General features: G+C 44.9%; 14 protein-coding genes. 6 read left to right on the top strand and 8 right to left on the bottom strand.

All coding sequences use genetic code 11. The features are described from left to right. Entirely contained in the window at positions 1-408 is a 408-nt protein-coding gene (gene sufE, locus QMY49_RS11690) for a cysteine desulfuration protein SufE (protein ID WP_005447670.1), read from the top strand. 19 nt (positions 409-427) lie between these two features. Here sufE and QMY49_RS11685 read toward each other — a convergent pair whose 3' ends face one another. After that, positions 428-814, bottom strand: a complete 387-nt coding sequence (locus QMY49_RS11685; RefSeq protein WP_226982055.1) for a hypothetical protein — start codon at positions 812-814, stop codon at positions 428-430. Between the two features lie 203 nt (positions 815-1,017). On the opposite strand from QMY49_RS11685, the gene QMY49_RS11680 reads away from it, so the two are divergent. Together QMY49_RS11680 and QMY49_RS11675 are read left to right on the top strand one after the other, a co-directional pair. After that, on the top strand, positions 1,018-2,346 hold the full coding sequence (locus QMY49_RS11680) for an aspartate aminotransferase family protein (protein WP_283311614.1): 1,329 nt from the start codon (positions 1,018-1,020) through the stop codon (positions 2,344-2,346). Next, entirely contained in the window at positions 2,340-3,185 is an 846-nt protein-coding gene (locus QMY49_RS11675; RefSeq protein WP_283311612.1) for a beta-keto acid cleavage family enzyme, read from the top strand. Before QMY49_RS11680 ends, QMY49_RS11675 begins: the two co-directional genes overlap by 7 nt. 177 nt (positions 3,186-3,362) lie before the next feature. On the opposite strand, the gene QMY49_RS11670 is transcribed toward QMY49_RS11675, so the two are convergent. From QMY49_RS11670 to QMY49_RS11650, 5 genes are all read right to left on the bottom strand, one after another. After that, positions 3,363-4,730 carry a Na+/H+ antiporter NhaC family protein gene (locus tag QMY49_RS11670; RefSeq protein ID WP_005447666.1) on the bottom strand — a complete coding sequence of 456 codons (1,368 nt, stop codon included), beginning with the start codon at positions 4,728-4,730 and terminating at the stop codon, positions 3,363-3,365. Between the two features lie 179 nt (positions 4,731-4,909). Beyond that, positions 4,910-5,485 (bottom strand): DedA family protein, encoded by a 576-nt coding sequence (locus QMY49_RS11665; protein WP_283314112.1) that lies wholly within the window; start codon positions 5,483-5,485, stop codon positions 4,910-4,912. A gap of 145 nt (positions 5,486-5,630) precedes the next feature. Then, the gene (locus tag QMY49_RS11660) at positions 5,631-7,673 is read right to left on the bottom strand and encodes an FUSC family protein (protein WP_283311610.1); all 2,043 of its coding nucleotides are present in this window, start codon (positions 7,671-7,673) and stop codon (positions 5,631-5,633) included. Between the two features lie 99 nt (positions 7,674-7,772). Next, entirely contained in the window at positions 7,773-8,666 is an 894-nt protein-coding gene (locus QMY49_RS11655; RefSeq protein ID WP_274878245.1) for a LysR family transcriptional regulator, read from the bottom strand. Between the two features lie 273 nt (positions 8,667-8,939). Next, the gene (locus QMY49_RS11650) at positions 8,940-9,593 is read right to left on the bottom strand and encodes a hypothetical protein (RefSeq protein WP_283311607.1); all 654 of its coding nucleotides are present in this window, start codon (positions 9,591-9,593) and stop codon (positions 8,940-8,942) included. A gap of 93 nt (positions 9,594-9,686) precedes the next feature. Between QMY49_RS11650 and QMY49_RS11645 the strand changes: the two genes are divergently transcribed. The 3 genes from QMY49_RS11645 (at position 9,687) to QMY49_RS11635 (ending at position 11,061) form a co-directional block, all read left to right on the top strand. Beyond that, positions 9,687-10,082 carry a hypothetical protein gene (locus tag QMY49_RS11645; protein ID WP_283311605.1) on the top strand — a complete coding sequence of 132 codons (396 nt, stop codon included), beginning with the start codon at positions 9,687-9,689 and terminating at the stop codon, positions 10,080-10,082. 99 nt (positions 10,083-10,181) lie between these two features. Continuing rightward, complete coding sequence (locus QMY49_RS11640; RefSeq protein ID WP_283311603.1) at positions 10,182-10,637, top strand: RNase H family protein; 456 nt, start codon at positions 10,182-10,184, stop codon at positions 10,635-10,637. A gap of 220 nt (positions 10,638-10,857) precedes the next feature. Further along, a complete protein-coding gene (locus tag QMY49_RS11635) occupies positions 10,858-11,061 on the top strand; it encodes a helix-turn-helix transcriptional regulator (RefSeq protein ID WP_283311601.1) in 204 nt (67 codons plus the stop codon). Between the two features lie 82 nt (positions 11,062-11,143). Here the strand turns inward: QMY49_RS11635 and QMY49_RS11630 are convergent, their stop codons facing one another. Together QMY49_RS11630 and QMY49_RS11625 are read right to left on the bottom strand one after the other, a co-directional pair. Then, positions 11,144-11,767, bottom strand: a complete 624-nt coding sequence (locus QMY49_RS11630; protein WP_283311598.1) for a hypothetical protein — start codon at positions 11,765-11,767, stop codon at positions 11,144-11,146. Next, positions 11,764-12,792 (bottom strand): hypothetical protein, encoded by a 1,029-nt coding sequence (locus tag QMY49_RS11625; RefSeq protein ID WP_283311596.1) that lies wholly within the window; start codon positions 12,790-12,792, stop codon positions 11,764-11,766. Before QMY49_RS11625 ends, QMY49_RS11630 begins: the two co-directional genes overlap by 4 nt. Positions 12,793-12,991: the final 199 nt, after the last annotated feature.

Raw genomic sequence — 12,991 nt, 5'->3', positions numbered from 1 at the left:
GTGGACCAAAAACAATTAATTAAAAACTTCAATCGATGTATTGATTGGGAAGACAAGTACTTATACATCATTTCGCTTGGCGAGAAGTTTGCTCGTTTACCAGAAGCGTTACAGACTGAACAGACGGCCATTTACGGCTGTCAAAGCCAAGTATGGATTCAGGTACAAGTAGAACAAGGAAAAGTGCAATTGTTGGGTAGCAGCGACGCGGCTTTAGTGAAAGGGCTTGTCGCTGTGGTGTGCTTGTTATTGCAAGATAAAACACCGAAGCAGTTGTTGGAGACTAACATTAAAAGCATTTTTGCTGAGTTAGGTTTACAGCAACAATTAACTCCGGCCAGAAACCAAGGCATTGAAGCTATGGTTAAGAGTATTTTTAAGCAAGTTCAAGCGCTAGAGATGGCGTGATTTCCGCAGAGCTTCTGTGTTAGGTAATGGACGAGCGTTTGGCAAAGTCAGTGCGAAGGATCTTGGCTTTGTCCATCACGTCATAGCCTTTGTAGAGTTGACAAGTGAGATTGAGTGAATCAAGCGCGTAGACTTTGCATTGGGAGCGGCAGCAAAGCTCGTTATTGGTGTCATTCAATTCAGCCATCATTCTGGTGTAGAGCTTTTTTAGGCAAAGTAGATAACTCATATCATCACCGCTATCACGAGCAGTCAGGGCAACGTCGAGACTCGCATGATAATACTCTGATAACCGTTTTTCAGACGGACCATGACGATTAAGATTCATCTCTGCAAGAAAGAACTCTGAAGTGGCCGTTTGTAATCTATCCTTATAGTCGTCAATCTCTGAAGTTAACCATGTCATCACGCAATCCATAAAACACCTTCCATCTGTTACTTGATCTTAATGATAATTATTATCATTTATAAATCAAGGCTTCTTATACGTTTTTATCGTTACTCCAGCGGTCTATTCCAAATGCTCATCGCGGTGCACTTTTCTTACCTTGCGTATAAATCGCACCTTCCTGACTATGCTTAGCAAATAGTCACGAGGAAGGGACGCTCATGTCTTATGTGTTTCACCGCCATTGTCACGCCAAGTTGCCTACTATCGCCAGAGGGGAAGGGGTTTATTTGTTCGATAGCCAAGGTAATCAATATCTCGATGCTTGCGGTGGCGCTGCCGTATCAAACCTTGGGCACAGCCACCAAGCTGTTAAACAAGCCATGCTCGATCAAATCGAAAAAGTACCTTTTGCTCATACTGGCTTTTTTACTAGTGAAGTAAGTGAGCAGTTGGCTGAGTTGATTTGCCAGCAAATGCCATCGCAATTCAATCACGTCTACTTAGTCAGTGGGGGCTCTGAAGCGGTTGAATCTGCACTAAAGATGGCAAGACAATACTTTGTGGAATGTGGTAAGCCAGAGAAAAAGCAGTTTATTGCTCGCCAGCAAAGTTATCACGGTAATACGCTTGGTGCGTTGGCTGTTGGTGGTAACGAATGGCGGCGTGAGCCTTTTAAACCCATTTTGCACCCAAGCCATCACATTGCGCCGTGCTATGCCTATCGTCATCAAAGAGAAGGTGAATCAGAGCTCGATTACTCACTGAGAGCTGCCAATGAACTTGAAGCTAAAATTTTAGAACTGGGCTCGGATAACGTCATGGCATTTGTTGCAGAGCCGATTGTTGGCGCAACAGCGGGCGCAGTACCTGCCACTCAAGGTTACTTCGAACGAATACGAGAGATTTGCGATCGCTATGATGTGTTGCTGATCATGGATGAGGTGATGTGTGGCGTTGGACGTAGCGGTAGCTTTTTTGCTTTTGAACAAGAGCAAGCCGTCCCAGATTTAGTTTGCATGGCGAAAGGATTAGGTGCGGGTTATCAACCTATCGGAGCCGTTGTTGCCAATGACAGAGTCTATCAAGCAATCGCGTCTGGTAGTGGCTTCTTTCAACATGGGCATACTTTTATGGCGCATCCCGTCGCATGTGCTGCCGCCGTTGCAACCATTCAGACCATCGGTGCCCAAAAGCTCCTGCAAGCCGTCAACCAACAAGGAGCAATGTTAAAAAGAGAACTCGAGTCAGCGCTTTCAGACTTCCCGTATATTGGGGATATTCGTGGTAAAGGGCTGTTTCTTGGCATTGAACTTGTGGCAGACAAAGTAAGTAAAATACCTCTGCCTAATTCAATTTTGGTAGACAAAAAGATCAAACATCAAGCGATGAAAAATGGACTGATGTGCTATCCAATGGGGGGCACGATTGATGGTGTCAATGGGCATCATATCCTGCTTGCACCGCCTTTTATCATCGAACGAAGCCACATCGACGATCTGGTAGAAAAGCTCACTCGTACACTCAGAGAGGTGTCGAAAACATGGTAATAAATTCCCCAATAGAAAGAGCTCGAATCGCGATTATTGTTGCGCCTAATGGAGCGAAAAAAACCAAGCAAGACCATGCTCAATTGCCGATGAATACTGAAGAAATGGTTGCCGAGGCGAAAGCATGTCAAACGGCAGGGTCTACCATGATCCATTTGCACGCGAGAGATGTGCAAGGCAGGCATTCTCTCGGGGTTGATGACAACTTAGAAATCTACCACGCGGTGAAAGCTGCGGTTGGGAATTCGATGATAGTTCAGCTCACAACTGAGGCTGTTGGTATGTATTCACCACAACAGCAAATGGCGCTGATCAAAGCGGTAAAACCAGAAGCCGCCTCTTTTGCTTTGCGTGAACTGATTCCTGATGAGCAGAGTGAGGAGCAAGGTCTTATCTTTTTTGATTGGGTCGCTGATCAGGGCATTCTCAGCCAAATCATTTTGTATGATCAGGCAGACATCGAGCGCTATTTCTCCCTAAGAGAGCGAGGCGTTTTACCAAAGCAAAACCAACACGCGTTAGTGGTACTTGGTCGATATCATGAGGCTCAACAATCTTCGCCATGGGATTTACGGGCACTGCATTTGGAGCGCTTTATCGAAGAGAGCGTTAGATGTGCCGTGTGCGCGTTTGGCGCGAGAGAGCAAGACTGTTTAACCCATGCAATGTTACTGGGATTGGATGTTCGGGTAGGCTTTGAGAACAACCATTTGAGTTCAGATGGTCAGCTCGCGAAAAGCAATACAGAGCAAGTTCGGCGATTAAAAGAGATTTGTGAATTGCTCGATGTGCCCCTGCATGATGCGGAGAGTTTTCGCCTTAGCCTGAGTGGTAGTTGATTTGAGAGATTCCCGACTCAGTCGTTCCTCCTTCTCGAGAATGACGGAGTTAGCCTTGGTTGATGCTTGGTTTTACATAGCGTCATTATCTAGAGCGACGAAGGAGCGAGTAGGGAATCGCTTCTTTTCTTAAGACACAAAAAAGGCTCCAATCGGAGCCCTTCTTCAAAGTTAATTTTAGCTTTCAGTCTGAGGGACAGGCTGACGTGCCGGATGCTTGATAAACACCGCCACGATAGCTGCAATTGCAAGCGCGAAACAGTAATAAGAGTTCGCGACAACTTCTAGTGGAGAAAGGTTAAATACCGAGCCCAATAGCAGAACTTGCGCACCGTATGGCAATACACCTTGGATAACACACGAGAAAATGTCCAACAAACTTGCAGAGCGACGCGGTGAAACGTTGTTCTCTTCTGCCAACTGACGAGCCACGCTACCTGATACGATGATGGCAACGGTGTTGTTGGCGGTACAGGTATTCACCATCGAAACCAGACCAGCAATACCGAGCTCACTTGCACGACCATTTGCTTCTTTCGAGTGGCTAGAGCCAAACGTACGGATGATGCCGCTCACTAGGTTAGTTAGAAACGCGAGACCGCCTTGGCGACGCATAAGCTCACTCAGACCACCAATCAGCATGGATAGCAGGAAGATCTCTTGCATGTTGCCAAAGCCTGAGTAGATGTCTTGTGCGAAGTTGGTTAGACCGTAATCATCGATAGAAGACAAGCTCACGCCGCCTGCCAAAACGATACCAATAGTAAGCACGACAAACACATTCATGCCTGATACAGCAAGGATAAGAATCGTCACATATGGCAGCACTTTCAACCATTCAATAGGACCGGTTTCTGGTACTTGAGTCGCTGTGCTGTTGAAGGCGAAGATCACAAGCGCAACCAGTGCTGCTGGTAGTGCGATACGGATGTTCTCTTTGAATTTGTCCTTCATCTCACAGCCTTGAGAGCGGGTTGCCGCAATGGTGGTGTCTGAGATGATCGAAAGGTTATCACCAAACATTGCGCCGCTAAGCACTACACCAGCAGTCAATGGAAGGCTCATACCTGCTGATTGAGCAATGCCCAGAGCAACAGGCGCAACTGCTGCGATGGTGCCCATTGAGGTGCCCATCGCTGTCGCAATAAATGCAGAAATCAGGAAGATACCTGGCAAGATCATGCTGGTTGGAATCGCAGATAGACCAAGGTTAACTGTCGCATCTACGCCGCCAGACGCTTTTGCAACAGCAGCAAAGGCACCGGCAAGCAGGTAGATCATACACATCGCGATGATGTCTTGATGACCAACGCCACGCATAAAGTGTTCGATAGAGCGATTGAGTTTGTCTTTGCTTAGGATGAGCGCAAGGATCACAGCAGGCAATACCGCGATAGGCGCTGGCAGTTGGTAGAAGGCGAAATCAACGCCTTGCAAGGATAAGTAAGTGCCCACGCCAATAAACAGCGCAAGGAATAGCACTAAAGGTAAAAGTGCGACCGCTGATGGTGCGATTGCTTTATTAGAATTTTTAGAACCAGACATGTGAACGACAACATAATCAACAAATAAGGCGAGCAGACTAATCTGACACCAAAGACTTGTCAACGTCTAGACGTCTAAATGGCTGGTTATTTTTAATCGAAAAGACCAAGAAAAAAGGCTCACATAACATATCTTATTGATACTGTGAGCCTTTGTAGAATTTTACTTGTGTAGAGTATTTATGCTTTTTTTCGTTTGAGGAGCGCGAAGATCATCAGTGAGAACAACAACGCTGCGCTCGACCAAACCACGTAGCGATGCTCGGTATAGAACTGGCTGAGAACGCTTAGATGCTCAAACGCAAAGTTAGTGAGCAAACTGAACACGGCAACCCAAATGGTGGTTGCAAGGGCGTTGCCCAATAAGAACTCTTTACGCGACATCTTAGCAATGCCACAAGCAAGCGGCATAAACTGTTTCATTCCTTCAATAAAGCGGCTGACAACCAAGCAAGCAGGACCATACCTCTGAATTGTATTTTGTAGCTTCTGCATTTTAGGGCCAGAAATATAGCCTTTCTTGTCTAACCAACCTTCAAAGTGATAGCCAATCAGGTAGCCGCACGTGTTGCCAAAAAAGCAACTCAACCAAGAGACTATCATCACTAGGCTAAGGTTCATGACATGCTCAGATGAGATGATAGACGCCGCAATCATCAGCGATTGCCCCGGCATCGGAATGCCAATACCTTCAAGAAAGATGCTGACGATAAGAGCGAGATAGCCATATTGCTCAAGCAGCGGCTTCATCGCCATCAGTAAATCATTAATGTGTTCCAAATGCTTTCCTCTAACCAAAGTGGAACGAAGCTGGAGTGATACTCCTGTTAGTTAGCTTGGTCAATCGACGTTGTTCTCAAATAGTCAAATCTGACATTCCGTTGATAATAGTGGTGCGTATTTAGTCTTTTAGGTTACGCCTTACTAAGTCGTGCATTTGCTTAATCGTCATCAATGCTAACCAGATGATCTCTTCGACAGAGCGCTGTCCTGCAGTCGAGGAGGGATGATTGGCATCGGTTTTATTGCTCAGTGCTGGCAGCTCATGAACACGATTGTCACGAATCGTACTGATCAACGCATCCATCGCATCATGAATCAGGCGTTCGACTTGCGGTGTGCCTTGGTAATGAGTCCCTGTTCTCACTAGAGGGATCAGCAAGCAGAGGTAGTGACTCAACAAGCGATAATGGCTCAACATATCTTCATAATAATGCGGATCGGCGCGAGTGTGCCTTGGCTCTTGCTGCATCTCGTTGTAAATCAGTTCAAGATCGCTTTCTGCTGTGAGCATGGCGGCACGTTGCTTAGTGAGCGCCATGTGATCACGTTGCTCTGTGTCGACTTGTAACTGCTCATAGCAATACACAAATAAGCTTTTTGAACTATCGAGCGCTTTTAATGCTTGGGTATGAATCTCCTTACCTCGCCACTGCGGCCACAATAAGCCATAACCGAGTAGGACAATTGCGCCACCGACGACATTGTCGATCAAGCGCGGAGCGGCAAAGTCGAGCCCCTGGTGTGCCATGGTTTGATAAACCAAAATCAACAGCGCGGTAATACAGCCAATCGCCAGCGAGTAATGGCGCATAATATTGAGCATTGCGATGGGTAATAGGACCGCGATTAATACCAACAGGATGGTCGTTGGTACGCCAAGATGAATCAAGGAGGTGGCGAAGAGTACCCCAAGTGCCGTTCCCAAACAGCGTTGCCAAGTTTTACTTCGGGTTGCCAAGAAACTCGGTTGAATGACCATCAACATGGAAATCAACACCCAATCCGGGCGAATCAATTCAAAGTATTCAGCAATCCCAGCTCCAAGAGCGAACATCAAACCAACGCGAGTCACATGGCGCCAAATTGGGTTGCCTCGACTTGGCAAACGAAAAGACAGCTCGAATGGTTGCACCTCAAAGGAGCGTTCATAAGCGGGCTCATTGAGCTCAATACGACGAGAAATATGCTTTACCGCGTATGCCCAGTAGCGAAAGCGAGGTTGGTCTTCTAGCTTCACCGCCTCAATCAAATCATGGGCTTCCTGCTCTAGTGAGCTCAAGTGTTCCATCTCTTCATGCGTGTTATGCAAAAGCTGCTTGGCTTTGTGTCTTAATCTTTGCTGGCAGTGTTGGCTCCAAACCAAGAGCAGATCTCGTTTCGGTTTACTGGATTGAAATTGATTAAGCAGATCAGGGTTGCTGGTATGGCTGCTCAAGACGACTTCAAATGTATCGAGCGCCAAAAACAAAGCCTGACGTAGAGAGTTGGCGTCTTCATGTTTCGAGCGAAAAGATTCTGATTGCAGCGCTTGTTGGAACAGTTCAATCAACTGATATTTGATGCGTCGTTTCGGAGCATCGTTTTCGCTTCCAAGTAAGAAAGCTTGGCGATATTGAATGTAGTCCGCTAGCGTCTCGTAAATCGCAGAAAGACAAACACGCAGCGCGTAATGTTTCCATAAGGCAAACCAAAGCCAACTGAACAGCGCAAAAGTGAGTGGTCCAAACACCAACATAGGATAGAGACCAAGTACCGCGCTGGAATTATGTAGTGACAAGCTCACGACCGCGATCAGTAAGCTCGACATGCCAAGACGTCCCCAAAACGGACCATTCACTGCTGTACTCGCCAATATTGCTCCCATCGCGCCGTAAGTCAGCCACAGCGGTAAGCCCATATTCAGCAGAGCATAACTGATGACGAGCGTAATGCTCCATGTAAAAGCGGTAATCGCAAAGCGTGTCCAGCGTCTAGGACCGGCAGTGTCTAAACCGCTGATCAATGCTGCAGGCATGGTCATTAAAGCTGTCATGGCGAGATTGATTTGGTTGAATAGCACACCCAATCCTATGAACAGGACAATCGCGCTGGTGGCACGCAAACCAAGGTTGACAGAAGGGGAGTACCAGATTTTACGCAGAAAGGCAGGAGATAACGTCATAAACCCTCATTACAGTTGGCAACACCTTCAGTGTAACGCGAATATCTTTAGATGTGCTGGCTTCAACCACAGTTTGAAAAATTGAAGCGGAGTCGTTATCTAACCGACGCCTTCTCCAAGTTGAGTAAATAGCCAATCTTTGAACAGCGAGACTTTTCGCGCCGCTAGACGGTAGTTCGGCACAAATACGTAATAGCCATAATGGCTATGCATACGCAATTGTTGGATGTGGTAGACCTCATCTCTCGACATCGCCTGCTGCACCATAAAATCAGGCAGGAGGGCAAGACCTTTACCAAGCTTTACCGCTTCATAAGAGAGATAGAAATGCTCATGACCGACAGGGTGATAATGAATCGCGCTTTGCAGAGATTGTTCTAGTTTGAACTGCTCCCACAACTGCGGGCGCGTTGTTTGAGGAATAAAAGCGAAATCCGTAATGGATTGTTTGTCGTTACACGTTGAAGAACTTGATGAGCCCGTTAGCAGCAGCGTTTCTTGACGCAACAATCGACCATGTTCGTAGTGACTAGAGAGAGGAAGGCAACGGATGGTGATGTCGCTGTCTACGTCTAACTGATTTATTGGACCATCACTGGTGCGAACTTTAAGGCGGATATCAGGATGGGTTTGATGGAATGCATCAATGTTTGGCACCAACCACAAACTGGCGAAAGAAGGCGTAACATCGACCACCAGTAACTCTTGCTCTGTATCGGTTTGAATTAAGCTCGCCGTCGCATGTTGGATGATCTCCAACGCTTCGGTCACCTTGGGCAAGTAACGTTTTCCTTCTTCGCTGAGCTCAATACCATTGATACCACGCTGAATCAAAGGCAACCCAACCAGTTGCTCTAACGTCGCAATTTGTTTGCTCACGGCACCTTGAGTTACGCACAAACTCTCTGCCGCTTTAGAAAAACTCAGATGGTTAGCAACTGCAACAAAGGTTCGCAGCGCACGAATAGAAGGGTACTCACTGCCTTTTAGCATAAACTCATGTCCGTTGATGAATGCTTAACCACAGACTAAGAGATTTTGGCTAGGAATCAAAGCGATGAGTTGAGGGGAAATACGAATCGCAGATACAAAAAGGGCCAACCCTTTCGAGTTGGCCCTTTCCAAACGTTTGGCTGGCGTAAGTTGAATTTGTTGCTTAAGATGTTGATTTTATTTGCTATCGATTGGCTTGATTTTTGTTTTGGTTACTAAGGCTGTTTGCTTAATCAAAATAAATGCAATTTCCCCTGAAACGCTGAAATGAGATTATTTATTATATTTCTTTCTGTAGTCGAACCCTTTTCTTAAGTCTACTGGTTGTGCTGTCATTCCTTCGTTGCAATTATTCTCAATTGAGCTTTGCGGTTGTACAGGTGTCATATCGTTTTGAGCACTTCTCTGCGCCCTAAAATCTTCATTTTCTAGCCGGAGTTGAGTTATTTCTTCGCTTAGTTTTACTATCTCTTGCTCATGTTCGTTTACTTGAGTTACTAGCTTATCATTTTGTTCTCTAGCAATACTTAGCTCGACATTCAGTCGGTTATGGCTTTCATGAAGTTGATTTATAGTATTATCTTCAACTTTCGAATTCTCGATCTCTCCGGCAAGTAGCTCGCTAATAGGTTGTAGTTTTCCGGTCGATTCAGTTTGTTCTGAGTCTTCACTTTTTAACTTACGCTCCAGTGACTGTATATCCTTGACTGATTTAAGCAAGGCATCTACAACTTGGCTGAAACTACAGTTCTGGGTCTTAGCTAATTTCTCAAGTTGTAAACGAGCCTTTTTGCTCAATGTAAACGCGGTTTCAGTTTGGTTGATGTTCTTTTTTCTGCGTTGTTTCGAAGTCCAAGCCGCTTTGAGTTTGTTGCATAATGACTTTACTCCTTCAACTCGATCGTAGCTTACATTGTCACCATCCACGGCGTGATATGCCGCAGATACAAATGCTTCTACATACTCTTTAGATGCCAGTGATTTTAGCTCATGTGGAGAGAACCATGGAGCTGGCTCACTGTGAGATTTAAGGTACTTCCTAATCCAGTCAGCTTTAAGAAACTGACGATAGAAGACAGTTCGACACTATTTCTGGTTGCCGTGACATTCAATCTGAAGGCATTCGGGCGGAGGCTGCCAGACGATATTAAGAAGCAAGTTAAACGTTGGGTCACTATGTCGTGGGCGAGTGCATTAATGATAGGTAGCCATATGGTGACGCATCTAGTGCAGTTTTCTCCGGGTCAGGCTTTTCTTGGCTTAAGGCCCGGTAGTCCACAATACCGCGATGCCATAGAAAACCTTGAGAGAGCTTTTGCTGATATTGAACCGGAGATTACGCATCCTGCCTCACACTGCTTCCATCACTTACAAGGCTTCTTTCCCAGCAAGAAGCGCACAGTAGAACCTGAGTAACAGCACTCTTCTCCATTTACACAAAACCTATTCATAGCTAGAGCGGATGGCTGTCCTAGCTCTGGCTACCCAAATTAAAACCAAAAAGGAATACTTCCCATGAACGAGTCGCAATCAATCTACGTCAGTATTGCTATGAATCCAAACCGCAACGGCGATGCTCAAGGCAGCATCGGACTGTCCGTGTACAACGCCAGAGGTGTTTTAGTCGATGAGAGTCGTATCAGAGTGTTAGAGGTGGAAAGTAACACTGAACTTGAGCTTTCTGCATTGGTAGAGGCTTTGAGCTACGCACAGGACGGCGATGAAGTCTTTATCAGCAGTGCGTTTTGTGAACGTGGCTATAACGAGTGGTTAGACAGGTGGAAAGCGAAAGGCTGGCGTAAGGCGGGTCGAAAGCCTGTGGTCTATCGACAACTATGGCAACAGGTAGATAGCCTTCGGTCAGAAAAATATGTGGAAGTGCATCTGGAAAGGTTGCGGGATATGGGACACAAAATGCAAAAGTCGAATGCCCTTGCTAAGTCCTGTTTCGATGATGAAGCGTTCTACTAACTCAAGATGGATGTGAATGCTCCAGAAGCTCAAGGCTGGTGGTGATATGAAAAGAAATCGAGCCAGCCAACTTACACGCCAAGTCCAGAGATTCGATGGTTGAGCAGCAGGAGTAGAAACTCTTGGTACTTTTGCTTCGTTGTATCTGGGCGCTCTGGGACGTTCTCATACCCCTAGGTGGGTCTTTGGCGCTATATGAGATTTTAAAATAAGGAACACAATGAGATTTCTACGTTTACAAGAAGTTAAAGAAAAGACGGGCTTAAGCAAGTCTGCAATCTACAGCAAAATTAAGGAAGGGGAGTTTCCAGCTAGTGTGTCTATCGGCTCAAGGACGGTCGCTTGGCTTGAAAGCGATGTCAATGAATGGCTGGAGTGGAGGGTTCAAGTGCGGGATAGAAAAGTTAAAGGGTTCTTTAGTTGATAAGGGAGCACAGATAGGTAACTGCTCCGGAGAGATTGATTTTCTTAGCATCACCCCTCCGGAAAAGTAATTGAGCAGGTGCTCACTTGTTGGCATTATGTTCTCTATGTTCCCAACGGAGCATGTTCATTACTATCATGTAGATATTGAATATGAACGATTTGAGTTGAAGTAAAAGGTGTACGAAACTACTACCAATAAACACATAACTTATTTTAATTAAAGCTAGCTTCATACAGGTTGGATTGGGGATAAGATCTATCACATTGGTTAGGAATCCCCCTTGCTGTCCAAGTAGTAATATTAGTACATACATGACGGAAAAAAATATGTATGAAATAAAAACTTTTATAAAAACAAAAAAGTTATACTTCAGAGTGGGGAGGTTATATTCCTTGTTTGAGTGATCCATCATTGCTAACATCATATCTGGCTTAGTCAGTGTCGCAAATATTGTGAACCCTGCAATTAAGAATCCCAGAGTTGTAATAGAGAAGTTAAACCCAATAGAGGACCACGCTCTTACGTTCTCTAAGAGTATGGTGCTATTCTTTTCTAATATAAAAGCATTAATAGCCAGGCAAGTAGCGACTGCAAGTACAATTGCAATCTGCAACTTATTCGGGAATATTATATATGCCTTCTTGTATATATCCCAGAGAGACTTCTCTTCTGTTAGGTCTTTAGGATCAAATTTGTATTTCATTTGAATCGCCTAAATAGAGTTTTTACAGTAGATATTGCTGCATCAGCTACCACCGGAATAGTTATCGCTCCTGAGTCGGCAAGGCTGTTAAATAACTTGAATTGGGTTTTTGCAGATTCAGTTACTTCTTTTGATAATTCATCTACTTCAATGCTTAAACTGAAACTGTCATTGTTCCCCTTGAGTGAGTCACCATGTTCATCTGTTCCTTTTAAGTCAACTGATGAATTTCCAAGAGCCGTTGCAGTTGAGGTCTTACCGAGTACCTGAACTTTGTTTAATCCGGCTGTGTTATTGGTAAAGTCAACCTTGGCGGTTGAGGCTTCTCCCATATCCTCTCGGCCTTGATCTAGTGCTGACCAAAAGTCGTCATTATCAATTTCTTCACGGTTAGTAGGAAGTAGCTTGATGCTTAACTTGTTGATAGTTTTAAATCTACCGATGAAATCGTCTAATGACTCTTTATCTGGTAGTGGGGTAATACGAAGACGCGGCGAAGGAGTACTTTCTCTTAACTTTTTCTTTGTCACACTGCTTAGTTGAGGGTTTTGTTTCTTTGCGTTTCTGGCTTCATCATATTCCTGGTTGATAAAGTCTTTATATGCTTGGTTCAGGCAATACTGACTGGCACTTTGAAAGTTTTGTATAGTCGGTGCGCCAGCGACTTCACGTGTCAAGATTAGTCGGTGGTTGTTAAGGATGAGTAAGAACACAGAACTTGGAGCCGACTCTAGTTCATCTTTGTCATCTACAAGTCCACCTTCCTTAAATATTTGATCTCGTTTTAGTTTAGTATTCTTAACTATACGTCCAGTTATACCTATGGTTGGTTTTTGGGGGTTGTCGTCTAGAACAACTAACTCGGTGTCAAGAAAGAAGTATTCGCTGCTGTCACCTAGCTTACGGACATACTTCATCTCCAGAAATGAGGGCATAACTATCTCGTCAAACATATCGAGAAGAACCTTGTTCTCTCCAAACTTTAACGTGTAGTTACCAAACTCAAGACGTTTCACAAATGACATCGTTGTTCTTCCAATTTACAGATAAATACAGCGCAACTGTATCATAACAAAAGAGATTTATCTTTCTTTCAGTGGTGTGAAGTTTGACTGTAAGTTCAAGAAGCGCTTACTGTTGATTTTAACGTTAAGGTTAAATTTGTCAGTGAGATCATTAGTATGTAGTGCCTGCGTAGCTTTTTCGGAGATGATGAGGTAGTTG

This window comes from Vibrio harveyi, assembly GCF_030060435.1.
In the GTDB taxonomy this organism is placed as follows: domain Bacteria; phylum Pseudomonadota; class Gammaproteobacteria; order Enterobacterales; family Vibrionaceae; genus Vibrio; species Vibrio harveyi.
Note: the sequence above shows the minus strand (reverse complement) of the source record. Positions and strands in the feature narration are given on the sequence as shown.